Below are 24,006 nucleotides of genomic sequence, written 5' to 3' on the forward strand. Positions count from 1 at the left end.
TTGTCTGCGCGCTGCTGCTGCATGATGCATGATGGTGGCCGCTCGGCCCCGGCGGGCCGTGCAGACACACGCCCGGCCTGACGGCCACGGAACCAAGCACTCGGCCTGGTGGCCGGCGAGAAGAGGGGTCATTGTGGAGATCAGCGTCACTGTGAACGGCGAGACTCGCACCGGCGACGTCGAGCCGCGCACGCTGCTCGTGTACTGGCTGCGGGACGACCTGCGGCTGACCGGCACGAACGTGGGCTGCGATACGTCCTCATGCGGAGCCTGCACCGTGCATGTGAACGGCGAATCGGTGAAGTCGTGCACGATGCTGGCGGTGCAGGCCGACGGCGAGGAGATCTTGACCATCGAGGGATTGGCGCCGTCGGAGGACGAGTTGCACCCGATGCAGGAGGCCTTCCGCCAGAACCACGGACTGCAGTGCGGATACTGCACTCCAGGCATGGTCATGGCGTCGGTATCGCTGCTCGAGGAGAATCCCGACCCGACCGAGCGAGAAGTGCGCCTAGGCCTGGAAGGGAACCTGTGCCGCTGCACGGGGTACCACAACATCGTCAAGTCGGTGCTGGCCTGCGCGGCCGGCGAGACGTCAGCCTGAGGGGAGCACGGCAATGATTCCTGCAGCATTCGACTACGTACGAGCTGGTTCCGCCGACGAGGCCATCGCACTGCTCGGTGAGCACGGCGACGAGGCCAAGCTGCTCGCCGGCGGTCATTCCCTGCTGCCGATGATGAAGCTGCGCCTGGCGGTGCCGAGCGTGCTCGTGGACATCGGCCGCGTGACCGACCTCAGCTTTATCTCCGACCACGGCGACCACATCGGCATCGGCGCGCTGACCCGTCATCGGGCGCTGGAGACCAGCGATCTGCTGGCCGCGGAGTGCCCGTTGCTGGGCCATGTGGCTGGCGAGGTCGGCGATCCCCAGGTTCGCCACCGTGGCACCATCGGCGGTTCGCTGGCGCACTCCGATCCCGCATCCGACCTGCCGGCGGCGGTGCTGGCACTGGGCGGCAGCCTCGTCGCCCAAGGTCCCAACGGCAGCCGTGAGATCGCCGCTGGCGACTTCTTCACCGGCTATTTCACCTCAGCGCTGGCGGACGACGAGATGCTGACCGAGATCCGGGTTCCCAAGGCGCCCGGCGACGGCTGGAACTACCAGAAGTTCAACCGGCGGGCCCAGGACTGGGCAATCGTCGGCGCAGCCGCGGTGACCGTCAACGGCGGGACCAACGTGGCGCTCGTGAACATGGGCTCCGTGCCGATTCGAGCTGCTTCGGTCGAGGCGGCGCTGGCAGGCGGGGCATCGGCGGCTGAAGCTGCCGAGCAGGCCGCCGAGGGCACCGACGCGCCCACCGACCTGAACGCCACGCCGGACTACCGCAACCACCTCGCCCGGGTTCTCACCCGGCGGGCGCTCGAGGCTGCCGGCGTTTCTTAGAGGCCGCGCGGATAGGTGACGTCTCGGAAAGTTGCTGTCACGCCTTCTTTGAGCAATTTTGCCGTCTGTGGCGGCATTTCTGCGCAAAGTCCAGGCCGTCGGGGCTGCCGGGCATCGCCGCCTATCCGCTGAGGCACTTAGCGATTCGAGCTCAGTCCAGCAGCCCGGTGGCTTGACCGCCGTCGATGAGCAGACCCGTGCCGGTCACGAACTTGGCCTGCTCGCTGCACAAGAACGCCACTGCGGCGCCGAAGTCGTCGGAGTCGCCGCACACACCCATCGGGTTGCTCTTGCCGGCGTCTTCCTGGTTCATCATCTTGGACACGCGGTCGGTCCAATGGGTACCCGGCTGAGCGGAGTTCACGGTCACGCCGTCGGCTGCCACCTCTCGGGCCGTGATCTTGAGGAAGCTGGTCAGCCCCGCCCGTGCAACCGAGCTGGCGAGCAGGAACGGGATCGGCTGCTTGACGCCGACGCTGGTGATGGCGCACACGCGGCCCCAGCCCCGCTCGCGCATCGCAGGGATGGCGACCCGGCACATCTCGATCATGGCCTTGCAGTTCATGTCGAAGGCCATCTGGTACGAGTCGATCTCGGTGTTCGTGAACATGCCCGGTGGCGGACCGCCGGCGTTGGTCACCAGGATGTCCACCGAGCCCAGGCTCTCGATGGCTTGCTCGACGAAGCTGCGACCCTCGTCGGGGTTGCCCAAGTCGGCGGTGATGGAAACTACCTCGCCGTCGATCTGCGCCACCGCGGCAGCCAAGCGCTCCGCATCGCGGCCGCAGATGGCCACGCGTACGCCTTCGGCTGCGAGCGCCTTTGCCGATCCGAGCCCCAGTCCTGCTGAGCCCGCAGCCACCGCTGCTGTGCGTCCTGAAATTCCCAAGTCCATCGCCGGTTCCCCTGTCTCGGTCAGCTGATTCTCATCAGCCCATCTGTGGTCGCCCGGAACCGTAGCCAACGGTCGGCGTGCCCGGCCAGCCCTGCCAGCCCAGTGTCGCCACGCACCGCCGTCACTGCGCGAGCGCCGTAGCATCGAACCGTGAGCTCGACCGCCGCAACGCCGACTCACGACGAGCTCGTGGCGAAGATGACCGGCGGCATGGCGCGATCCGATCTGCCCGCATTCGAGGGCTCGGAGCGTCTGCGCCCCGACGGCCGGCCCAAGCCCGCGTTCCGGGCTCAGCTGCGCCGCATCCCCAATGCGATCAATGCGGTCGAAGTCATCGCGACACTGGCAGCGCCCGTGGCCGTCATTGCCGCAGTGATCGCCATCGATCATCCGCTGGCCATCGTTGCTGCGGTGCCGATCATCGGCACGCTGCAATTGCGCATGTTCGTCCTCCACCACGAGGCATCCCACCGGCTGCTGTTCTCGAATCGTTGGCTGAACGACCGGATCGGCATCAACCTGGTGGGCTGGTTCCCGTTCGGCACCGGCGCGCACCACTACCGCCGGGGCCATGCCAACCACCACCGGGACGAATTCGGCCCCCGCGAGCCGGATTTCCTGCTGTATTCGTTCTACCCGATTTCGTGGCCGTCGCTGCGCCGCAAGTTCATGAGGGATGTGGTGGGCGTGTCCGCGTGGCGCATCGTCAAGCCCCGATTCACCGGCTTGGCCAAGCTCAGGTTCCTGCCGCTGAGCCTGCGGTTCTTCGCGGGGCAGGCCATCGTGTTCGCTGCGTTCTGGCTGTCGGGTCACCCATGGCTGTACCTGTTCTTGTGGGGGGTGCCGTTCTTCACCTGGTACCAGATCATCAACCGCTTGCGGGCCATCGCCGAGCACGGCGGCATGACCCGGACTCCCGACCGGCGCAATACGACGCACCACATCCGCCAGAGCTGGCTGGCCCGGGTGCTGTTCGTGCCCTTCCACGTCGGCTACCACCTGGCCCATCACGTCGATTCGGGCGTGCCGGCTCGCAATCTGAAGCGCCTGAACAGGGCGCTGATCGACGACGGCTACGTGCCCGCCGAGGCATCGTGGCCGACGTACCGCTCGCTCTGGCGCGCCCTCGCCTCTGGTGCGCCAGAGGCTGCGTAGCGCCGGTTCCCAGTTTCCGGCAGCGGCGACCCGACGGGTGAGTGCCGCCGTCGAATACGTTTCGTGACCATGTCGCGACTGAAGTCAATCCAGCTCGGGTCCAACTGCGGCCTGCGGGTCTCCGAACTGTGTCTGGGGACCATGAATTTCGGGATCCCCGGGCGGGGCCACCAAGGCGACTGGACGCTCGACGTCGACCAAGCCCGTCCGATCTTCGAAGCCGCCATCGAGCGCGGTCTCTACTACTTCGACTGCGCGGACATCTACGGGGTGGGCGCATCTGAGGAGGTCGTGGGCCAGGTGCTGCGGGAGCTGCTTGCGCGTGAGAAGTACGTCCTGACCACCAAGGTCTCCATGCCGATGGGGCGCAACCCCAACGAGGGCGGCCTGAATCGAAAGCACATCATCGAAGGCGTCGACAACTCGCTGCGCCGCCTCGGTGTCGACTACGTGGATCAGCTGGTCATTCACCGCCATCCTCACGGCATCCCCGGCAGCGTCGAGACGCCGATCACTGAGTCGCTTGAGGCGCTGCACGACGTCGTGAAGGCGGGCAAGGCGCTGTACCTCGGCGGGTCGTCGATGTTCGCATGGCAGTTCGCGGAGATGCAGCTGACCGCCGAGATGCGGGGCTGGACGAAGTTCGTGTCGATGCAGAACCACTACAACCTCATCTACCGCGAGGAAGAGCGGGAGATGAACCCCTACTGCGCCCGCACCGGCGTGGCGCTCACCCCGTGGTCGCCGCTGGCACGGGGCATATTGGCGGGCTCGTATCAGGGCGGCCTCGACGCCGGCACCACCGACAGGTCCCAGGGTCAGGATCGTGCTCGTACCGAGAGCCTGTACCGGGGCGAGCGGGACTTCGACATCGCCGCCCGGGTGTCCGAGGTGGCCAAGCGGCTCGATGTGCGCCCCGCCCAGGTAGCGCTGGCGTGGCTGGTGAACAAGCCCGAGATCACCGCCCCGGTCGTGGGCGTGTCGAAGATCAGCCAGCTGGACCAGCTCGTCGAGGCCACGATGATCGAGCTCAGCCCCGACGACACCGCCTACCTCGAAGAGCTCTACCAGCCTGTCGAGAACCTGCTCACCCTCGGCACCAGCTGAGGTCGCACTCGACGCACAGCGCAGCCGCACCGGCGCCCTTCCGACCGAACGGCTCGACAGGTCTGTGGCACCCTCGGGATGCGAGGGTCTGTTGCCGATGTTCTTGAACTACTACTCCATCGTCGCTGCAGTCGTCGTGGGGATCGTTTCGGGGATCCTCGGGGTGAAGTGGATCCGCACAGGACTCCGCAGCGGCCAGGTCGTTGCCCGCGCGGTGACCGTTGGATTCGTGGGCACGGTCATCTTGAGCGGCGGAGCGTTGTTCATTACCGGACTGGACGGGTTCACGCTTGTGCATGTCACCTATGTCGTAGGGGCGATGGGTGCGCCGATCGCCGGTGGCATCGCGCTGCTGGCTGCCCGCACGCGCCCGCAAGCCATCACCGCTGTCTGCGTGATCGCCCTTGTCGCAATCCCGGTCGGCGTCTATGCGACCTATGTCGAGCCCTTCTGGCTACGTGTGGACACTGCGGAGCTCGCGGTCGATGGCGTCGACGAGCGGATCCGGATCGGGGTGCTCGCTGATCTGCAGACGACAGCGGTCGGCAACTACGAGAACGAGGCCGTCGACCGCTTGCTTGGATTCGCACCTGACATCGTCGTGATGCCTGGAGATCTGTACCAGTTCGACGACGACCTCTTCGACGAGCGAGCGCCGCAATTCACGCAAGTAATTCGGCGGATTCTCGACGACGTGCCATTGGTTTTCTTGGTGAGCGGCAACACCGACACCGTTGCGGGCCTCCGGCAGATCACCGCTGGCACCGGCGCCAGAGTGCTCGACAACGAGGTCGACACGTTCGAGCTCAATGGCATCACGCTGAGCATCGGAGGGACGACGCTCTTCGGCGACGAGGCGTCGGCGCGGCGGATGGCTGAACGACTCACGGGCGATGAGCATGCCGACGTTCGGATACTGCTCGCCCACAAGCCAGACGCAATCGAGTTGCTGCACGCACGGCCGGCCGATCTTCTCATTGCCGGCCATACCCACGGCGGGCAGGTTTCGTTCCCGCTCATCGGCCCGCCATTGACGTTGTCGAGCGTGCCGAGGCACGTCGCCGCAGGCGGGTTGCATGAGCTGGACGGAACACCGATCTATGTGTCAACCGGCGTCGGCCGCGAGCGTGGCAATGCCCCACAGCTCCGAATCGGCGTCCGCCCGTCAATCGGAATCATCGACCTCGTAGGAGCCGTCGGACCCTGAGCGCTGTCGGATATAGCAGATGAGCAGTGATCATGGCTTTGCCGGGTTTTGTGAGGAATACTGTTCATACGAGCGGGAGGGCTTGAGAAACAAGAATGGCGTACTTCGATCTGGGCTCGTACCAGTGGCCGGTGACAACACGGGATGCCGAAGCCCAGCTCTGGTTCGACCGAGGCATGGCGTGGTGCTACGGCTTCCATCATGAAGAGGCGATCGCCTGCTTCGAGCGTGCTCTGTTGCACGATCCCGGCTTCGCAATGGCCCGCTGGGGCATCGCGTATGCCATCGGGCCGAACTACAACAAGCCGTGGGAAGACTTCGACGAGGACGATCTGCGCACCTCGTTGGAACGTGCTCGAGTTGAGGTGGTGGCAGCTGACGATGCATCAGCAGGCACCAGCGATCTCGAACGAGCGCTGATCGGTGCACTGACGCACCGCTATCCATCGAATCCCCAAGTACCGGACGAGGACGACTTTGGGCGATGGAATGACGCCTACGCGGAGGCGATGCGCGAGGTTTACCGGGCCCACAGCGATCACCTCGATATCTGCGCCCTGTTCGCCGAGGCGATCATGAACCGGACCCCGTGGGGGCTGTGGGACCTAGTTACCGGCGAGCCAGCCGACGGCGCGGGAACCCTCGAAGCGGTCGAAGTGCTGGAGTCTGCCTTCGAGACGCTCGATGCCTCCGGTGCCAACAGCCATCTGGGTTTGCTGCACATGTACATCCACCTCATGGAGATGTCGCCCCATCCCGAGCGGGCGCTGTCAGCCGGCGACCGGCTCGTCGATCTTGCGCCTGACGCAGGACACCTAGTCCACATGCCGACCCATATCGACGTGCTGTGCGGCCACTACCACAATGTCGTGGAGCGCAATTCATCGGCAATCGTCGCCGATCGGAAGTACTTGGACCTGAAGGGTCCGATGAACTTCTATTCGGCCTACCGCTGCCACGACTATCACTTCAAGGTGTACGGGGCGATGCTCGCCGGCCAGTTCGGCCCGGCACTCCAAGCGGCTGAAGAGATGAACCGCACGCTGCCTGAGGAGTTGCTGCGTACCGGCTCGCCGCCGATGGCCGACTGGCTGGAGGGATTCGTGGCGATCAAGCAGCACGTCCTGGTGCGCTTCGGCAAGTGGCAGCAGATCCTCGCCCAACACCTGCCCTTTGACCAGCAGTTCTACTGCGTCACCACGGCGATGATGCGCTACGCACGGACGGTGGCGTATGGCTCGACGAACCGGGTCGACAACGCGCTGGCCGAACGTGAGGCTTTCTTGGCCGCCAAGGCCCAGGTGCTGCCGAGCCGGACGCTGTTCAACAACACCGGCCTGGACATCCTGGCCGTCGCAGGGGCGATGCTGGACGGCGAGGTGGAGTACCGGCGCGGCAACTTCGACGTCGCCTTCTCCCATCTCCGCCGGGCGGTCGAGCTCGACGACAACTTGCCCTACGACGAGCCTTGGGGCTGGATGCAGCCGACGCGTCACGCGCTGGGCGCGCTGCTGGCAGAACAGGGCCACTTCGACGAGGCCGAAGTCCTCTACCGAGCCGACCTGGGCCTGGATGGCCAGCTGCGTCGACCCTGCCAGCATCCCGACAACGTCTGGAGCCTGCATGGGCTGCACGAGTGCCTCGTCCGGCGAGAGGACACCGTCGAGGCGCCCCTCATCCGCCAGCGCCTCGATTTGGCGGTCGCACGCGCCGACGTCCCGATCACTGCCTCGTGCTTCTGCCGCCTGGAGGCCAACGCATCCGCGTAAGCGCTAGGTCGTAGCCGGGCCGGGATCGTCTGCGTTGGGCGGTGGGTCCGTCCCGGTGTCGTCGAGCACCGGTTCGTTGCGCAGAAATGCCGCCCAAGGCGGCATTTCTGCGCAAAGTCCGATGAGACGTGCCTGTAGGTGCGTTCTCGTGGACTGCCTACGTGATACTCAGCGAGACGCCATATCACCGAGGGCCTTGGCAACAACAGCGCACAGCTCGGTGGGCTGCTCGGAGTAGTCGTCCCAGGTGAAGGAGAGCACATCCCAACCGGCTGCTAGCAGCCGGTTGCGCCGCCGCCGGTCATTCACAAAGGATTCGCGGTTGTGGTGCCAGCGGATGCTGTCAAGCTCGATGGCCAGTTGGCGAGAGGGGTACGCCAGATCTACCTGAGCCAGAAAGCGACCGTCGGCCTCATGCACCCGATGCTCCAACGCTGGCCTCGGAAGACCGGACTCACACAGCAATTCGCATACCCAACGACTCCAGTCGCTCAGCGGCACGGGAACGTCGGCACATCGCTCGGCGAGCACCGCGCCGAGCGGGCCCCGGCCACGCCTGCCCGTGCCGGTGTGGGTCGCGAGCACCTCGGAGAGATCTTGGTACCGCAGGTGCCGGTCACGCATCGCAGCGTCGATCGCCCGCTCGAGCCGATTTCGACTCACCACTGCGGCGAGATCGAGCAGGGTGCGGGCCAGTCCCGTGCATGGGATGCCGTCAAGCCGGATCGGCCGGGCCAGGTCCATCTGCGTCGAGCGATGCAGGATGACCCCGACGGCGGACCTCGCGCGTTTCGGGCTGACCACCAGTTCGGGACGACCCAACTCGAAGCCGTCGATGCCGTGCAGCGCCGCTGCGGATCGGTGGCTTGCCAAGCCGTCGTAGGCGATGCATGCGGCCAGGAGCTTCGAGTGCGGGGTGACGGGCAGAGCCGAGTGCTGGTACACGCCTGCCCCGACGCGCCGCCAGCGACCGGCGCTCACTCGGTGCTGTATGCGATGCCGGGTCATACCGGCTGCCAGAGCCTGGGTGCGCGAGACGAGTCCGTGCTGTCGCCGCATGTGGGATTCAAGACGTTCCTCGTCCACGACCGGTCCGCCGCCGGCCGTCTCTGGTTCGGCGGCTGGAGAGCACATGCCGACTGGAAACTATTGAAACAGCATGAAATATGCGAACTACTTATGCGTCGAGGAGATCTCACCTTTCTTTGCGCAGATTTGCCGCCTATGACGGCATTCTTGCGCAAAGTCCTGGGGGAACGGCCGACCAGGGACGGCTGGGTCGGGGCGTTCGGCCCGAACTGCGTCCGTATGAACGCCAGGCCGTAGCCTTGGCGTCCGTGTTCGAGGTGCCCGGTACTCCTGCTGAGGTCTCGGCTGCCCTGTCCCGGCACGGCTACCTGCCCGACGAGGGACTCTCCACGGTGGTGTACCTGTCGGTCACCATGGGTCGCCCGCTCTTTCTCGAAGGCGACGCTGGCGTCGGCAAGACGGAGTTGGCCAAGGTTCTCGCAGCGTGGACCGGCGGGGATTTCATCCGCCTCCAGTGCTATGAGGGCATCGATGCGGCGCAGGCGCTCTACGAATGGGACTACACGCGCCAGCTGCTGCACCTGCGCACCGCTGAGGCTGCTGGACGTGCCGCGGCCGACGCCGAGGCCATCGAGGACGAGCTGTACTCCGAACGGTTCCTCATCCGCCGGCCGCTGCTGCAGGCCATCGACCACGACGATGCCACGCCGGCCGTGTTGCTGATCGACGAGGTGGACCGCGCCGACGACGAGTTCGAAGCGTTCCTGCTGGAAGTGCTCTCCGACTTCACGGTCACCGTGCCCGAATTGGGCACGATCACGGCCGCCCACCCGCCGTTCGTGGTGGTCACATCCAACCGCACCCGCGATGTGCACGACGCCCTCAAGCGCCGCTGCTTGTACCACTGGGTCTCGCATCCCTCGGTGGACCGGGAAGTTGAGATCGTGAAGCTGAAGCTGCCCGACGTGGACGGCACCCTCGCCCGGCAGGTTGCCTCGGCTGTGTCCACCATGCGCGAAATGCGGCTCTACAAGCCGCCCGGCGTAGCCGAGACCATCGACTGGGCCACCGCGTTGGGACGCCTCGGCGCCGCCGAGCTGGACAACCCGATGCTGGAAGCCACGCTCGGCACGGTGCTCAAGTACCGCGAGGACCAGCAGCGGGTCACCTCGGTGGGCATGGAAATGATCATGGCCGCCGTGGCCGAGGCCTGAGCGGCCTGGACTGCGGGCAGGCCATGGGCGCCACCGGCACTGATCTGGGTGCCGAGCAGTCGGCGACAGACGGACACGTCAACGAGCCCGAGTTCTTGGCTTCGGCGTTCTCGTCGATCTTGCGCGGCGCGGGGCTTATCGTCACCATCCGCCGAGTGATGGCGTTCACCGAGGCACTGAGGCTGCTCGGAGTATCCGGCCGCGACGACGTGTACTGGGCGGGCAGGGCCACGCTGGTGGGCAGTCCGGCCGACATCGGCATCTACGACCGTGCTTTCGCGGTGTTCTGGGAAGGCCGTGAACCCAGCGGGATCGTTGTGGAACTGCCGCCGATCTCGGTAACGCTGGCCACTGACACCGACGACGGCGACACGCCGCCGTCGGCCGAGGGTGACGAGCCCGACACCGGCCCCACGTTGCGCGTCCGCTATAGCGATGTCGAGACGCTGCGTCACAAGGACTTCGCCGATTGCAGCGACATTGAAATGGCGGAGTTGCACACGCTGATGGGCGATTTGCGCTTTCAGGCTGTGACCCGCCGCTCGCGCCGTGCAGTGCGGGCCAAGCGATTCTCGCGGCGTCCGGACCTGCGCCGAACGATCCGCCGTGCGCTCCGAACCGGCGGCGAGGCGATTCGACGCGAGTTCCTGACGGGTGACCGCAAACCCCGCCGACTCGTGTTGCTGCTGGACGTGTCGGGTTCGATGGAGCCCTATGCCCGTGCACTCGTGCGATTTGCACACGCCGCCGTGGTGGGACGCACCCGGGTTGAGGCGTTCACGATCGGCACGCGACTCACTCGTGTCACCCGCGAGCTGTCGTCCCGCGATCCCGACGCGGGCCTGCGCGCCGCATCCGACTCAGTTCAGGACTGGTCGGGCGGCACCCGCCTCGGCGCCACATTGCACGAGTTCAACGACCGCTGGGGGGTCCGAGGGCAGGCCCGCGGCGCCATCGTGGTGATCTGCTCTGACGGCTGGGACCGCGGCACTCCGGACGAGCTGGCCGAGCAGATGGCGCGCCTGCACTTGGTGACCCACCGTTTGGTGTGGGTCAACCCGCTCAAGCACACTCCCGGCTATGCGCCGCTGGCCCGCGGCATGGCAGCGGCCTTGCCGCACGTCGACGACTTCATCGAAGGCCACTCGTTCGATTCGCTGGAGCACCTCGCTGCTGCCATCGCTGCCTGAGCGCGCTAGTTCTCGGGGCACCCGACGCACAACCCGCCAAGAAGGAGAGACTGGACGAATGGACGAGATCCTGGATGACATCGACCGGTGGCGGGCCGCTGGCCAGCGCGTGGCAGTTGCTCGGGTGGTGGACATCGAAGGCTCGGGACCACGAGACCCCGGTGCAGCAATGGCTGTGAACGAAGAGGGCGAGGTGGCGGGCTCGGTCTCGGGCGGCTGCGTCGAAGGTGCCGTGGTGGGCGAGGCACTGGCGTTGCTGGGCGGCAGCCGCGGCGCCGGCATCACCACGTTCGGCTACAGCGACGACGAGGCCTTTGCCGTCGGGCTGACCTGTGGAGGCACGATCCACCTGTTCGTGGAGGAACTCGACTGGTGAGCCAGGCAGCCGGCATCTACGAGGCGTTCCGGGACGCAATCCGGGCCGAGGAGCCCGTGGCCTTGGCGACGGTCGTCGAAGGACCCGATGCCGGAGCGAAGCTGCTCGTGCGACCCGACTCGCCGACACTCGGCAGCCTGGGTAACGCCGATCTCGACCGGGTCGTCGAACGTGACGCGCTCGGGATGCTGGATGCGGGCATCAGCGAAGTTCGCCACTACGGCCAGCACGGTGAGGCTCGCCAGATGGACCTCAGCGTGTTCGTGGAGTGTCATGCCCGGCGCCCGCACATGGTCATCTTCGGCGCTGTGGACTTCACCCGCGCACTCGCCTCCCAGGCCAAGCTGCTTGGCTACCGCGTGACGGTCTGCGATGCACGGGAGGTCTTCGCGACCAGGCGTCGCTTCCCGATGGCCGACGAGGTGGTCGTGGACTGGCCCAACCGCCTGCTCGACCGCATCGGTTCCGACCTGGGGCCCAGAGACGCGGTATGCGTGCTCACCCACGACCACAAGTTCGACGTGCCCGCCATCGTGGGCGCGCTGCCCACCCGCGTCGGTTATCTCGGCGCCATGGGTTCGCGAACAACGCACAACAAGCGCACCGAGCGCCTACGCGAAGCCGGCGTCACCGACGAAGAACTCGCCCGCGTTGCCGCCCCCATAGGTCTAGACATCGGCGGCCGCACGCCCGAAGAGACAGCAGTGTCCATAGTCGCCGAGATCATCGCCTCCCACACCGGCCACCAAGCTCCCCGCCTCAGAGACGGCCAAGGCCGCATCCACTAGCGCCAAGACCCGACAAATCGAGGGGCAGGTAGCGTCAGCGCGATGGAGTTCACGACGAACGAGGACCACGAGGCGATCCGCGAAGGCGTCCGACGGGTCTGCGCCGACTTCCCCGACGAGTACTGGCGCGACCGCGACGAGAACCACGAGTTCCCCTGGGACTTCTACAACGCCATGGCCGAAGGAGGCTGGGTCGGTATCGCGATTCCCACTGAGTTCGGCGGCGGCGGCCAGGGCATCACCGAGGCCTCGATCGTGCTCGAGGAGGTGGCCGCCAGCGGTGCGGCCATGAACGGCTGCTCGGCGCTGCACCTGTCCATCTTCGGCATGGAGCCGGTGCGCAAGTACGGCTCCGACGCGCTCGTCAAGGAGTTCCTGCCCGGCGTTGCCGACGGCTCCATCCATGCGGCGTTTGGCGTGACCGAGCCCGATGCGGGCACCGATACGACGTCGATTCGCACCCGGGCAGTGCGCGACGGTGACGAGTACGTGATCCACGGCGCCAAGGTGTGGACCACCAAAGCCCCGTATTGCGACGTGTGCCTGCTGCTGGTGCGCACCACGCCGAAGGAAGAGTGCGACGGACCGACCCAGGGAATGACCCTGCTGCTGGTCGACCTGCAGGACCCAGCTGTCGACATCACGCCGATCCCGAAGGTGGGCCGCAACGCCGTTGTCTCGTGCGAGGTCCGCTACGACGGGCTCCGGGTGCCGGTCAGCCGCCGGGTCGGTGAGGAGGGTGAGGGCTTCCGCTACATCCTTGACGGACTCAACCCTGAGCGCATCTTGATTTCCGCCGAGGCGCTGGGCATCGGCCGGGTCGCGCTGCGACGCGCCGTCGAGTACGCCAAGGGCCGAGTCATCTTCGGACGTCCGATCGGGCAGAACCAGGGAATCGCATTCCCGCTGGCGGACAGCCACGCTCGGCTTCACGCGGCCGAGCTTGTGGTGCGCGACGCGTCGTGGCGTTACGACAATGGCCTCGACTGCGGCGCGCAGGCCAACTTGGCGAAGTACCTGGCGTCGGAAGCCGCGTTCGAGTGCACGGACCGGGCCATGCAGACTCACGGAGGGTTCGGCTATGCCAAGGAATACGACGTGGAGCGTTACTGGCGCGAGGCAAGGCTCATGAAGATCGCCCCGGTCAGCCAGGAAATGGTCATGAATTTCGTGTCGTCGAAGGTGCTGGGCCTGCCCCGCTCGTACTAGTCGTTCGAGCGAGGCATCCGGCTGCTGGGCACGGGAATCATGACCACCGCAGGCGTCCTGCTGGCCGCCGGGGCCGGAACGCGCTTCGCGGCACCCGAGCACAAGCTGCTAGCGACCCTCGACGGTCGTTCCGTCGCTGCCCGTTCGCTTGAGGCGCTGCTCGATGCAGGACTCGACTCTGTGGCCGTGGTTACTGGCGCCGTGGATCTGGCAGGAGCCTTGGACGCCGTCGGCTCTGATCGGCACGGCGGCATCACGTTGCTCGCCAATGATCACTGGGAATCCGGCATCGCGTCCTCGGTGGTGTGCGCGACGGCCTGGGCGGCCCTCGTTGGCGCCGAGGCCGTAGTGGTCGGGCTTGCGGATCAGCCCTTCGTTCCTTCCGCTGCCTGGCGCGCCGTTGCCGAGAGCTCGGGCCCGATTGCTGTCGCGACCTACGGCGGCATCCGCGGCAATCCGGTGCGATTGGGTCGCGAAGTATGGCCGCTGCTGCCTCACGACGGCGATGAAGGCGCCCGCTCTGTCATGCGCCGATTTCCCGAAATCGTGGTGCCGGTAGCCTGCGAAGGGCTACCCGACGACATCGACACCGTGGAGGATCTGCGCCGATGGAGCTGAAGAGTGAATTCCGTGTCGGCATTCCCGTCGAGCGGACTTGGAACACCCTGACCGACGTCGAGTTCATCGCGCCGTGCATGCCGGGCGCGCAGCTCACCGAGATCGACGGCGATGAGTTCAAGGGCGGTGTGAAGATCAAGGTGGGCCCGATCACCGCGCAGTACAAGGGCTCGGCCCGATTCGTCGAGCTCGACGAGGCCAACCGCCGGATCGTGCTCGAGGCCACCGGCCGAGAATCGCGCGGCGCCGGCAATGCAGCCGCCGAGGTAACCGCCGAGATGACTCCCGACGGCGACGGCGACGGCACGGTCGTGTCGATCACCACCGATCTGAAGGTCACCGGCAAGGTGGCCCAGTTCGGCCGCGGGGTCATGGCCGATGTCACCGAGAAGCTCATCGGGCAGTTCGTGAGTTCGCTCGAGGAGAAGCTGTCCGAGATTGGTGACCAAGAGGACTCCGGCTCTGAGGCGGGCGACGGCACCGCGGACGACGCTGAAACGACGGGCGAGGCGGCGGAAACTCCCGCAGAGTCCGGCCCGCGCCAGATCGAGATGGCCGAGCCGGAGCCGGTCGACCTGCTCGAGACAGCGGGCAGGCCCTTGCTCAAGCGCATCCTGGCCCCGCTCGCAGTGGTGGTGTTGTTCTTGTTCAATCGTCGCCGCAGGCGCAAGCGTCGCCAAGGCTGAGGGTCCGCCGCCGCGACACCCCATAGGGCGTTGCTTGTCCGTTGCGCTCCCGGCGCACCCCTGACGCCCGCTCAAGCCGAAGCGGTGGCCGAGTTGCTCGGCCGCCCGCCCCAGTGCGCCTTTGCTGTCGCCGTCGCGCACCACGACGGGCGACCAGTCGTGATTGCCAATGCGCCGCTGTTTGACGACGGACGTCCCATGCCGACCCGCTACTGGCTGGTCGATGCCGACTTGCGCCAGCGGGTGTCCCAGCTTGAGGGTGACGGCGGTGTCCGGGTGGCCGAGGCGGCCGTTGACCCAGCGGCGCTCGCTGCTGCCCACCGCTGCTACGCCGCCGAACGGGATGCGCTATTGCCCCGAGATCACCACGGACCGCGCCCAAGCGGCGGCGTCGGGGGCACGGCGCTAGGCGTGAAGTGCCTGCATGCGCACCTGGCGTACCGGCTGGCGGGCGGTGACGACCCCGTCGGTGACTGGGTGCTTGCACGGCTGGGCCCCGAGGGGTTGGTTCGGTGACTGCCGAGAACCCAGCCGGCCCAGTGGCGGTGGTGGACTGCGGTACGAACAGCACACGGCTGCTCATCGACGACGGCGAGGGTCTGGGTCTGAGGCTGCAGCGGATCACTGGGCTCGGGCGCGGCGTCGACGCTGGCGGTCGGCTGCGGGACGAGGCCATAGGCCGTGTGCTCGACGTGCTGGGGGAGTACCGCGAGATCATCGAACGCCGTGAGGTGAACGCAGTGCGGGCGGTGGCGACCAGCGCTGTACGCGATGCAGCGAACGGCGCCGAATTCCTGCAGAAGGCGAGCCGCACGCTCGGCAGGGAGGTTGAGCTGCTGGACGGCAACAGCGAGGCGGCATATGGATTCGCCGGAGCCACCTCGGGCCTCGATGGCGCCCATGCGGGCCCCGCGCTGGTGCTGGACATCGGCGGCGGCTCTACTGAGCTCGCCTATGGCACGCCCACCGCGAACGCCCGCCCGGATGACGCCACGTCAGTCGACATGGGATCGGTGCGGTGGACCGAGAGATTCCTGGCATCCGATCCCCCTCAACCCTCCGAGCTGAGTTCGGCGATCTCGGTCGCTCGCCTGCACCTCGATGACATCGACCGCGAGCACCCGGTCATCGGCCGAGGTGTCCCGGCGGCACGGCTCGTGGGTGTTGCCGGCACTATCACGACGGTGGCTGCGGTAGAGATCGGTCTCGATACCTACGATCCTGAGATGATCGACGGGTTCGTGCTCACCAGGGCTGCAGCCGAGGACGTGTTCCGCACGCTCGCCACCGAGCGACTGGCCGACCGCGTCCACAATCCGGGTCTGCACGTCGACCGGGCGCCCGTGATCGTGGGCGGTTGCTGCATCCTGGTTGCAATCATGCGCCACTGGGAGATCGACGAGTGCTTGGTGCGTGAACGCGATCTTCTCGATGGCATTGCCGCCGAGCTGCGAACGCCGCAGCGCCCCTCGGATACCGCAGGAGGCGCTCATGCCGCTCGGTGACCGCCGACGGCGCGCCACTACTGTGCGGGGCGTGAGTCGCTTGCGCACCGAGCGGCTCGAGCTTCGCCCGCTCGTGTCGTCGGACTTCGCTCAATGGAGCGAGGTTCGCGAACGATGCCGCGACTGGTTGGCGAAATGGGAGCCGCGCCCACCCACGAGCGCGCCCGATCCGTCGTGCGACCCCCAAGCATTCGCCAACCGTTGCCGCATGCGTGAACGCGAGCGCTCGCTGGGCACCGCGTTCGACTTCGGCCTGTGGCACGAAGGCTGGTTCTGCGGCGAGATCAACATTTCCCATGTGGCACGGGGAGCGTTCCAGAGCGCTCATGTCGGCTACTGGGTCGACGAGCGGCTGGCGGGCAAGGGACTGGTCGCCGAGGGCCTCATGGCCGTGTTCGGGTTCGCCTTCGAGCAGGCCGGACTTCACCGGGTGCAGGTCTCGATCATGCCTCGCAACGACGCCAGCTTGCGGGTGGTGAAAAAGCTGGGCCTGCGCTCGGAGGGGATCGCGCAGGGCTACATCCAGATCGCCGGCGTCTGGGAAGACCACGTGCGTTTCGGCCTGACGTTGGAGGAGTGGCGGGCGGGCCGCGACGAGATGGCGGCGCGGCTGCGAGCCGCTCGCAGCGACGGTGTCGCTCAGTCGTCAGGGTCGGACAGCCACACCTGACCGGGACCGCAATCCGCCGAGATCGGGCACCAACAGCACGGCGGGCCGGGCACTCGGCGTGGTTCACGGTCGCCTGATCGAAGCGCCACAAGCCTTCCGATGCCGTCAACCGTTCGACGCAGCGCGCTGTCGAGCACCTCGGCGGTGACTGCTTCGTGTTCGATACGACCCTCTGCGACATAGAACGAGCCCACGCCGAGCGGCGGCACGCCGACTGACAGCGTCTCGACTAGCGCGTAGAACCGCAGGTCCTCGGGATCGGTTGGAGACCGTGATCCGGTCTTGAGGTCGATGATGACCTTGCCAGCCCGCTGACCGCCGTCAGGACCACCCATCGGCGCTGGCGTTCCCAGTGTCAGGTCGTACTTACCGGAAAGCACGAAGGCACCGCCGCAGAGCCGTGCACGGGCTTTGACTTCGGCGGCTGGCCGCCAGGATCGTTGCATCGGCGGGAAGGTCTCACTGAACCGTGTGAGCAGTGCCACGCACCCGGCCACCAGGTCGGCGCGCTCGCCGACACTGGAGTCAGCCAGGAAGCTGCCCAAGTTCTCATCGTCGGCAATGAGGCGCTCAACAGCTGCGTTCACTCCATCGGTGGGCTCGAAGGGTCGGTGAATCGACAATTCGACGGCCTTGTGCAGCACTGTGCCGCGGGCGGTGGGCACGGACCATTCAAAGGGGACCTCAGCATCGGCGAGGTGTCGTGCTTCGCAGCCGAAGACGCCGGCCAGGTCTCGCTTGGCTATCCGCAGGCCTCGACTGTCGAGCTCGCGTGCGGTATCGACCACTTGAGCCAACGCGTCTTCGGACTGTTGGCGCAACTCAATGGCGAAGTCGTTGTGATAGACGGGCCGCTGCTGCGAAGGCGTGCGGATTGCATCGAGCGTCGCCTGCTGGGCTGGAAGCAGTCCTGTTGCAGTGCCGGCCATCGCTGCCCATTGTGGTCGCCTCCGCGCAGGCCTCGGTGATTGTCAACGCGTGGGGAAGCGTGTCGGTGGCTGTTCGGATAGCTGTTACACCCCCCTGTGATGCTGGGCACATGCCAGCAACACCCCGTACCCACCCTCCCGCACCGCTTCGACTGGTCGATGCATCGCCGGTCCGCAGCCGGCCACACCGTGGGGGCGCCACGCCGTCCCGGACCGAGCGAGGCGTCGAGCGTCCCAGCCTCGACGCGTCTGGCCGGTTCGTCCTGACAGTGCGAGCGCTCGCCGCGGCGGCACGTGCGCTGGACTTGAACGTCCCGAGCTTTCAAAGCCCGCCGCGCTCCGACCAGCTTGATCGCTCGATCCAGCGCAGGCCTCCCGACGATTGCGTAGTAGCAGTGCGTGTGCGTGGCCGTCCATTCGGAGCGGTCGTCGCCGACGCCATCGAGGGGATCGTGGTCTGCAACGATCTGGCCTCCGAAACGGCGGGCGCAGCCCGAGATGTGCTGTGGCGTGCGGCCGAGGGCACCGACGGAGTGGTCGACGGTGTCGGCATCTCCTCGGGAGCTACGGCACCAGCCGCTGCGCAAGCGCCGGCCATTCGCCAGCCCTCAGAAGTGTCTGACCCGCCGCACCCGTGGGACGAGGCCGCCTGATCATCGGAGCACGTGAGGCGCCCGGAACAACACACCGGTAGGGCGACAGTCCGATCCGGCGGATCGCACGGTGTCGGATACGTCCGCGGGGCCTTGGGTGCGACACGCAGGCTGTTCAGCGGTCGAGGTGTCGTGATGGCCGCGGAGCGAGCATGATTGCGTCTGCGGCGGCACTCGCCGCGCTGGCTGGCCCGGGTGGCGGAACTGGCAGACGCAGAGGGCTTAAACCCCTCGGCTCCTTCGGGAGCGTGCGGGTTCGAATCCCGCCCCGGGCACCAGCCCGCTGCCGACGCGGCGCCTACAACCCGGCCGCCGCGCGCAGCGACGCGACGGTCTCGGTGCCCGGACCGAGGCGTCGGGCTGCAGCATCAACGCAGCGCTCGGTCAGCACCCGGTTGAGCGGCGTCGGGATTCCATACTGCTCACCGAGCTCGCAGATGCGACCGTTGAAGTGCTCCACCTCGACAGTGGGACGCCGGAAGTGCAGGTCCTGCCAGGTCGATGGGTAGCTGTGCATCACCGGGTCAGAATCACCACGGGGCTCGCGCCGGCCCGGTTTCCGCATCCGCTCGATCCACGAGCGCAAGTCCCGACCGTCGTCCATGACCGGCAAGATCCCCGCCGCATCCAGCACGTCGGCTGCCTCTTCCTGCAGATCGGCCATGAAGAAACGGGTCTCCTCGGCACAGAACCACTCCTGAACGGGCAGATCGATCAGCGCTGAGAACGCGTTCGTGAGGTTCAGCACCAGCTTTCCCCACTTGGCATCGGCCACGTGATCGTCGACTGAAGCGCGCATGTCGGCGGCAACAAGGTCGTCCGCCACTGCAGTGCACAGCTCGTCGGAGCCGGTGGGCCAGCAGCCGATCTGTGCCCGGCGTGCGCCGGTGTGGGTGACCACCCCGGGCTCGTCGATGCGAGCGCCGATCCGGACCATCACGCCATAGGCGCGAAAGCCCCGTTCGATCAGCCACTCCTCGTTGCTGACGCTGTTCTGGAAGCAGAACAGCGGCACGCCCTTGTACAGCTCGCGGTGTTCTTCGACCGCCTCGAACGTGTGTTGGGTTTTCATGGCGAGCAGCACCACGGTGCGCTCATCAAGATCGAGCTCGTGTGCGGTGCGCACGGCCGGCAGCCTGAAATGGCCCTCGGTGTAACCCGAGATCCGCAGCCCGTCGCGCTGCAGAGCTTCCAGATGCTCCCCGCGAGCGACCAGAGCCACCTGGCGCCCTGCTTGGGTCAGCCGCGCGCCGAGCACGCTGCCGATTGCTCCAGCGCCATGCACGATGTAGTTCAATTCAGAACCGCCATTGACGGTGCTGCGATTTAGGGCTCGGTCGGTAGCCACGGCGGTACATCGTGCCAGATGGTCCGGCGCACGGCCTGCTGGGGCCTCCAAGGCTGCTGCGTCGTGTCGATCCTTCGCAACGCAGCGCTACCGTGCAGCCATGCGCGAGTGGAACACCGACCTGCCCAACATGATGGAGGCGTGGTTCTGGACTCAGCCGGCCGACGTCATCGACGCGGTGATCGCTCGACATCATGCCGAAGCTCCGCTTGACTGGTTCGAGGAGCCTGACTACGACGACGAAGTTGTCAAGCCGGGGCCTGGCTACTGGTGCATTACCCGGCACGCCGACGTGGCCGCAATCTCGCGCAACACCGAGGTCTTCAGCTCCGCTGATGGCATCACCATGCTGGACGCACCGCCGGAGTTCCTTGAGTTCTTCAGTTCCATGATCGCCATGGACGACCCGCGCCATGCTCGGCTGCGGCGCATCGTCGCCAAGGGATTCACGCCGCGGATGCTGGCCGATCTCGACGGAAGCGTTCAGGCTGCGGCGGCGGAGATCGTGGACTCGGTGTGCGAGCAGGGCAGTTGCGATTTTGTGACCGAAGTGGCCGCCGCGCTCCCGCTCAAGATCGTTTGCGACCTGATGGGCATTCCGCGGTCGGAGTACCAAGGCGTGTTCGAGGCGACCAACGTCATATTGGGTATCTCAGATCCCGAGTACCAGCCGACCGATGTCGACTTCCTGACGGCATTGCTCACCGCTGGCGGCCAACTCGCCGAGCTGATGAAGGATGTCGCCCAGGCAAAGCGCGGCGGCGACGGCACCGATCTCACCAGCGTGCTCGTCAACGCCGAGCTGGCTGACGATCAACTGAGCGATGCCGATCTGGCCAGCTTCTTCGTGCTGCTGGTCGTTGCCGGCAACGAGACCACGCGCAACGCCATTTCGTGGGGGCTCAAGTACCTCACCGACTATCCCGATCAGCGAGCCATCTGGGCTGGCGACTTCGAGGGCGTCGCGCCCTCTGCGGTCGAAGAGATCGTGCGGTTGTCCAGCCCCGTCGGCTACATGCGCCGGAGCGTCACCCGGGACTATGTCTTTGAAGGCCGCGAGATGCGCCAAGGCGACAAGGTCGCGATGTTCTACGTCGCCGCCAACCGCGACCCGGCGGTGTTCACCGATCCGTTCAAGTTCGACATTCTGCGAGATCCGAACCCGCAGTACGGATTCGGCGGACCTGGCCCGCACTATTGCCTGGGGGCGCATCTCGCACGTCGTGAGATGACGGTGATGTACCGCGAACTGTTCAGCCGCCTGCCCGACATCGTCGCTGTCAGCGAGCCCGACACCTTGCAGGCAGCGTTCATTCACGGCGTCAAGCACCTCGACGCCGAGTTCACGCCCACGGCGCCGCTAGCTGCCTGACGGGGCGCGCTCGACAGTCGCAGCTACACGACTGTCCTTGAGAGCCTGAGCGGATAGGCGGTGATGCCCGGCAGCCCCGACGGCCTGGACTTTGCGCAGAAATGCCGCCACAGACGGCAAATTTGCACAAAGAAGGCGTGACAGCAACTTTCCGAGACGCCACCTTTCCGCGCGGCCCCTTAGGGTTCGCGGTATGACGACACCCCAGATCGCACCTGCGACGGGCAAGCTCGGTGTGCTGACGCCCGGCATGGGCGCCGTTGCCACCACGTTCATCGCTGGCGTGCTGGCAATGCGGGCCGGGCTGGCAGCGCCGATCGGGTCGGTGACCCAGATGGCCCATATTCGCCTGGGAGGCCGGGGCGAGGGCCGCAACCCGTTGATTCGCGATTTTGTGCCGCTGGCCAGTCTCGACGACCTGGTCTTCGGTGGCTGGGACCCCATTACGCCTAACGCACTCGAGGGCGCTCGCGCTGCGGGGGTGCTCGAAGAGCGCGACCTCGGCGTGATCTCCCGCGAGCTCGAAGGCATCGTGGCGATGGACGCCGTGTTCGATCCCCGCTGGGTCAGCCGACTCGAAGGCACACGCACCAAGCCGCCGATGAGCAAGCTCGACGCGACCCAAGCCCTGATGGACGACATTGAGCGTTTCCGCGCCGAGAACGAGTGTGACCGGCTGGTGATGGTGTGGTGCGGGTCGACCGAGGCGTACCAGGAGCCCACAGGGGTGCACACCAGCGTGGAGGCGTTCGAAGCTGGGCTTGCAGCCGATGACGAGAACATCTCGCCGAGCCAGATGTACGCCTACGCAGCACTTATGAGCGGTGTGCCGTTTGCCAACGGCGCGCCGAACCTGACGGTCGACATCCCGGTCATGACCGAGCTCGCGGAACGCCGCGGCGTCCCGATCGCCGGCAAGGATTTTAAGACCGGTCAGACGCTCATGAAGACGCTGGTAGCGCCGGGGCTCAAGGCTCGAATGCTGGGCCTGCGCGGCTGGTACTCCACCAACATTCTGGGCAACCGCGACGGCGAGGTCCTCGACGATCCCGAGAACTTCAAGACGAAGGAAACCTCCAAGCTGGGCGTTCTCGACACGATCCTGCAGCCGGAGACCTACCCGGATCTCTACGGCGAGATCGACCACGTGGTGCGGATCAACTACTACCCGCCGCGTGGAGACAACAAAGAGGGCTGGGACAACATCGACATCTTCGGATGGCTCGGCTACCCGATGCAGATCAAGATCGATTTCCTGTGCCGCGATTCGATCTTGGCGGCGCCCATCGTGCTCGACTTGGCGCTCTTCCTGGATCTCGCCCAGCGTGCCGGTCACGGCGGCGTGCAGGAGTGGTTGTCGTTCTACTTGAAGGCGCCGCAGTCCGCGGATCTCGCCGGTCCCGAGCATGACCTGTTCATCCAGCAGACGAAGCTCAAGAACACGCTGCGCGAATGGATGGGCGAGGATCCGGTCACCCACTCCGAAGCTGGCTGACAGCCGGCTGGTCACGCTCCGCCTCGGCGATCACCTCTGCCGAGCGCGCATTCTTAGGTCGCTCTCAGGTTGATCTCAGGGGCCTTTCAGATTTGCCTGCCATCGTCAGGGTCGTCAGAACACCCCGACGAAAGGGCTGGCGGAATGGCCGACGAGCTGACCGCCAAGATCACTGCAATGGTGAACGGCGAGCGGCCAGATCGATCCGAAGACCCCGACGGGTGGCACCGTAACCGCGGCGGTTTCATGGGCAAGGGCCGCTGGGGCGGCCACACCCACTCCGAGGGCTCCGGGTCCACTGCTTCGACGACCGCTGCATAGACCCCCAGCAGCATCCGAAGCGGGCCGGTTCCCTCTCCGCCGTCCCGCTTCGGCGCGCTTGGCTGACCCGATACGTTGCGTGCCATGCCGGGCGGCGATACGGAGATTCCGGTCATCGACATTTCCGGCGACACCTCGTTCGCGGCTGCGAGCGAGCAGATCGACGCTGCCTGCCGCGGTATCGGTTTTTTTGCCATGACCGGGCACGGCGTCGAGCGCGCACTCCTCGACGGCGTACTCATGGCCGCACGCCAGTTCTTCACACAGCCTCTTGCATCCAAGTGCGCGCTCGCAATCGAACTCTCCGGTCATCACCGGGGTTACGCGGGTGTGGAGGGCGAATTGCTCGAGCCTGGGATGCGCGCCGACTTCAAGGAGACGTTGGACTTCGGTCCCGAACGCTCACTCGATGATCCCGATTGTTCGCCGCTCGAGGGACCGAATCAGTGGCCGGACGTGCCCGGGTTTCGTATGACTGTCGAGGCCTACCAGGAGGCAGTACTCGATGCTGCGAAACGCCTGCTGCGCTTGATTGCCGAGGCCCTCGACCTACCGCCGTCCTTCTTTGGTCAGCGCCTCGTGCGGCCCCTGGTCGGCACCCGTCTCATCAGGTACCCCGCTGTCGGCGAACCGCTTTTGGACCAGCTGGGTTGCGGTGCCCACAGCGACTACGGCTGCGTAACGCTCTTGCACACCGACGGAACGCCCGGACTGCAGCTAGCGGACGTCGACGGGCAGTGGCACGACGTCGTAGCACCGACGGGCAGCTTCATCGTGAATCTGGGCGACATGCTGGCCCGCTGGACGAATGATCGGTATCGCGCCACTGTTCACCGGGTGCAGTCGCCGCACGCCGCCGACCGATACTCGGTGCCGACGTTTGTCAACCCGTCCTTCGACACGGTCGTCGAGTGCCTGCCGAGCTGCCTCGGCGAAGGCGAGCAGCCGAAGTACCTGCCCACGACGTCGGGCGTGTACCTTCAGTCGCGTTTCGACGAAACATTCGCGTACCGCAAGTAGCTCTC

23 protein-coding genes, 1 tRNA gene and 1 pseudogene are annotated in these 24,006 nt (G+C 66.3%); 21 read left to right on the plus strand and 4 right to left on the minus strand.

The features are described from left to right. Nucleotides 1-133: 133 nt before the first annotated feature. The gene (locus tag ACOCMM_RS05445; protein WP_419552173.1) at nt 134-604 is read left to right on the plus strand and encodes a (2Fe-2S)-binding protein; all 471 of its coding nucleotides are present in this window, start codon (nt 134-136) and stop codon (nt 602-604) included. A 13-nt stretch (nt 605-617) separates the two neighbouring features. Next, a complete protein-coding gene (locus ACOCMM_RS05450) occupies nt 618-1,445 on the plus strand; it encodes an FAD binding domain-containing protein (protein WP_419552174.1) in 828 nt (275 codons plus the stop codon). Between the two features lie 151 nt (nt 1,446-1,596). Here the strand turns inward: ACOCMM_RS05450 and ACOCMM_RS05455 are convergent, their stop codons facing one another. Further along, nucleotides 1,597-2,340, minus strand: coding sequence for an SDR family oxidoreductase (locus tag ACOCMM_RS05455; protein ID WP_419552175.1), 744 nt, complete (start codon nt 2,338-2,340; stop codon nt 1,597-1,599). A gap of 150 nt (nt 2,341-2,490) precedes the next feature. Here ACOCMM_RS05455 and ACOCMM_RS05460 point away from each other — a divergent pair, with 150 nt between their 5' ends. From ACOCMM_RS05460 to ACOCMM_RS05475, 4 genes are all read left to right on the plus strand, one after another. Then, a complete protein-coding gene (locus tag ACOCMM_RS05460; RefSeq protein ID WP_419552176.1) occupies nt 2,491-3,495 on the plus strand; it encodes a fatty acid desaturase in 1,005 nt (334 codons plus the stop codon). 69 nt (nt 3,496-3,564) lie between these two features. After that, the gene (locus ACOCMM_RS05465) at nt 3,565-4,602 is read left to right on the plus strand and encodes an aldo/keto reductase (RefSeq protein WP_419552177.1); all 1,038 of its coding nucleotides are present in this window, start codon (nt 3,565-3,567) and stop codon (nt 4,600-4,602) included. 97 nt (nt 4,603-4,699) lie between these two features. Beyond that, the gene (locus ACOCMM_RS05470) at nt 4,700-5,809 is read left to right on the plus strand and encodes a metallophosphoesterase (protein WP_419554826.1); all 1,110 of its coding nucleotides are present in this window, start codon (nt 4,700-4,702) and stop codon (nt 5,807-5,809) included. A gap of 95 nt (nt 5,810-5,904) precedes the next feature. Further along, a complete protein-coding gene (locus ACOCMM_RS05475; RefSeq protein ID WP_419552178.1) occupies nt 5,905-7,578 on the plus strand; it encodes a tetratricopeptide repeat protein in 1,674 nt (557 codons plus the stop codon). Nucleotides 7,579-7,746: 168 nt separating this feature from the next. On the opposite strand, the gene ACOCMM_RS05480 is transcribed toward ACOCMM_RS05475, so the two are convergent. After that, nucleotides 7,747-8,712: a type IV toxin-antitoxin system AbiEi family antitoxin domain-containing protein gene (locus tag ACOCMM_RS05480; RefSeq protein ID WP_419552179.1), complete on the minus strand. Its 966-nt coding sequence runs from the start codon at nt 8,710-8,712 to the stop codon at nt 7,747-7,749. A gap of 203 nt (nt 8,713-8,915) precedes the next feature. Between ACOCMM_RS05480 and ACOCMM_RS05485 the strand changes: the two genes are divergently transcribed. The 9 genes and pseudogenes from ACOCMM_RS05485 (at nt 8,916) to ACOCMM_RS05525 (ending at nt 16,863) form a co-directional block, all read left to right on the plus strand. Next, nucleotides 8,916-9,821: an AAA family ATPase gene (locus ACOCMM_RS05485; RefSeq protein WP_419552180.1), complete on the plus strand. Its 906-nt coding sequence runs from the start codon at nt 8,916-8,918 to the stop codon at nt 9,819-9,821. A 23-nt stretch (nt 9,822-9,844) separates the two neighbouring features. Continuing rightward, nucleotides 9,845-11,011, plus strand: coding sequence for a vWA domain-containing protein (locus ACOCMM_RS05490; RefSeq protein ID WP_419552181.1), 1,167 nt, complete (start codon nt 9,845-9,847; stop codon nt 11,009-11,011). Between the two features lie 58 nt (nt 11,012-11,069). Next, a pseudogene (locus tag ACOCMM_RS05495) lies at nt 11,070-12,175 on the plus strand (XdhC family protein). A 42-nt stretch (nt 12,176-12,217) separates the two neighbouring features. Next, complete coding sequence (locus ACOCMM_RS05500) at nt 12,218-13,384, plus strand: acyl-CoA dehydrogenase family protein (protein WP_419552182.1); 1,167 nt, start codon at nt 12,218-12,220, stop codon at nt 13,382-13,384. Between the two features lie 39 nt (nt 13,385-13,423). Next, nucleotides 13,424-14,002, plus strand: a complete 579-nt coding sequence (locus ACOCMM_RS05505) for a nucleotidyltransferase family protein (RefSeq protein WP_419552183.1) — start codon at nt 13,424-13,426, stop codon at nt 14,000-14,002. Continuing rightward, nucleotides 13,993-14,688, plus strand: a complete 696-nt coding sequence (locus tag ACOCMM_RS05510; RefSeq protein ID WP_419552184.1) for an SRPBCC family protein — start codon at nt 13,993-13,995, stop codon at nt 14,686-14,688. The genes ACOCMM_RS05505 and ACOCMM_RS05510 overlap by 10 nt, the downstream gene beginning before the upstream one ends. Before the next feature lie 84 nt (nt 14,689-14,772). Further along, nucleotides 14,773-15,204, plus strand: a complete 432-nt coding sequence (locus ACOCMM_RS05515; protein ID WP_419552185.1) for a DUF501 domain-containing protein — start codon at nt 14,773-14,775, stop codon at nt 15,202-15,204. Further along, nucleotides 15,201-16,193 (plus strand): exopolyphosphatase, encoded by a 993-nt coding sequence (locus ACOCMM_RS05520; RefSeq protein ID WP_419552186.1) that lies wholly within the window; start codon nt 15,201-15,203, stop codon nt 16,191-16,193. The genes ACOCMM_RS05515 and ACOCMM_RS05520 overlap by 4 nt, the downstream gene beginning before the upstream one ends. Before the next feature lie 31 nt (nt 16,194-16,224). Next, a complete protein-coding gene (locus tag ACOCMM_RS05525) occupies nt 16,225-16,863 on the plus strand; it encodes a GNAT family N-acetyltransferase (protein ID WP_419552187.1) in 639 nt (212 codons plus the stop codon). On the opposite strand, the gene ACOCMM_RS05530 is transcribed toward ACOCMM_RS05525, so the two are convergent. Next, nucleotides 16,833-17,792: a PD-(D/E)XK nuclease family protein gene (locus ACOCMM_RS05530; RefSeq protein ID WP_419552188.1), complete on the minus strand. Its 960-nt coding sequence runs from the start codon at nt 17,790-17,792 to the stop codon at nt 16,833-16,835. The genes ACOCMM_RS05525 and ACOCMM_RS05530 overlap by 31 nt on opposite strands. 110 nt (nt 17,793-17,902) lie before the next feature. On the opposite strand from ACOCMM_RS05530, the gene ACOCMM_RS05535 reads away from it, so the two are divergent. Both ACOCMM_RS05535 and ACOCMM_RS05540 read left to right on the plus strand, forming a co-directional pair. Further along, nucleotides 17,903-18,445: a hypothetical protein gene (locus ACOCMM_RS05535; protein ID WP_419552189.1), complete on the plus strand. Its 543-nt coding sequence runs from the start codon at nt 17,903-17,905 to the stop codon at nt 18,443-18,445. Nucleotides 18,446-18,634: 189 nt separating this feature from the next. Further along, a tRNA-Leu gene (locus ACOCMM_RS05540) sits at nt 18,635-18,723 on the plus strand. A 20-nt stretch (nt 18,724-18,743) separates the two neighbouring features. On the opposite strand, the gene ACOCMM_RS05545 is transcribed toward ACOCMM_RS05540, so the two are convergent. Then, a complete protein-coding gene (locus tag ACOCMM_RS05545; RefSeq protein WP_419552190.1) occupies nt 18,744-19,793 on the minus strand; it encodes a ketopantoate reductase family protein in 1,050 nt (349 codons plus the stop codon). Nucleotides 19,794-19,893: 100 nt separating this feature from the next. On the opposite strand from ACOCMM_RS05545, the gene ACOCMM_RS05550 reads away from it, so the two are divergent. The 4 genes from ACOCMM_RS05550 to ACOCMM_RS05565 all read left to right on the plus strand — a co-directional run bounded on the left by ACOCMM_RS05550 (nt 19,894) and on the right by ACOCMM_RS05565 (nt 24,001). Beyond that, a complete protein-coding gene (locus ACOCMM_RS05550; protein WP_419552191.1) occupies nt 19,894-21,165 on the plus strand; it encodes a cytochrome P450 in 1,272 nt (423 codons plus the stop codon). Between the two features lie 193 nt (nt 21,166-21,358). Then, nucleotides 21,359-22,660: an inositol-3-phosphate synthase gene (locus ACOCMM_RS05555; protein WP_419552192.1), complete on the plus strand. Its 1,302-nt coding sequence runs from the start codon at nt 21,359-21,361 to the stop codon at nt 22,658-22,660. A 144-nt stretch (nt 22,661-22,804) separates the two neighbouring features. Beyond that, the gene (locus ACOCMM_RS05560; protein WP_419552193.1) at nt 22,805-22,981 is read left to right on the plus strand and encodes a hypothetical protein; all 177 of its coding nucleotides are present in this window, start codon (nt 22,805-22,807) and stop codon (nt 22,979-22,981) included. Between the two features lie 84 nt (nt 22,982-23,065). Continuing rightward, entirely contained in the window at nt 23,066-24,001 is a 936-nt protein-coding gene (locus ACOCMM_RS05565) for an isopenicillin N synthase family dioxygenase (RefSeq protein WP_419552194.1), read from the plus strand. The last annotated feature ends 5 nt before the right edge of the window (nt 24,002-24,006 follow it).

Origin of the sequence: Candidatus Poriferisodalis sp. (assembly GCF_965198245.1) — a bacterium.
GTDB lineage: Bacteria > Actinomycetota > Acidimicrobiia > Acidimicrobiales > Poriferisodalaceae > Poriferisodalis.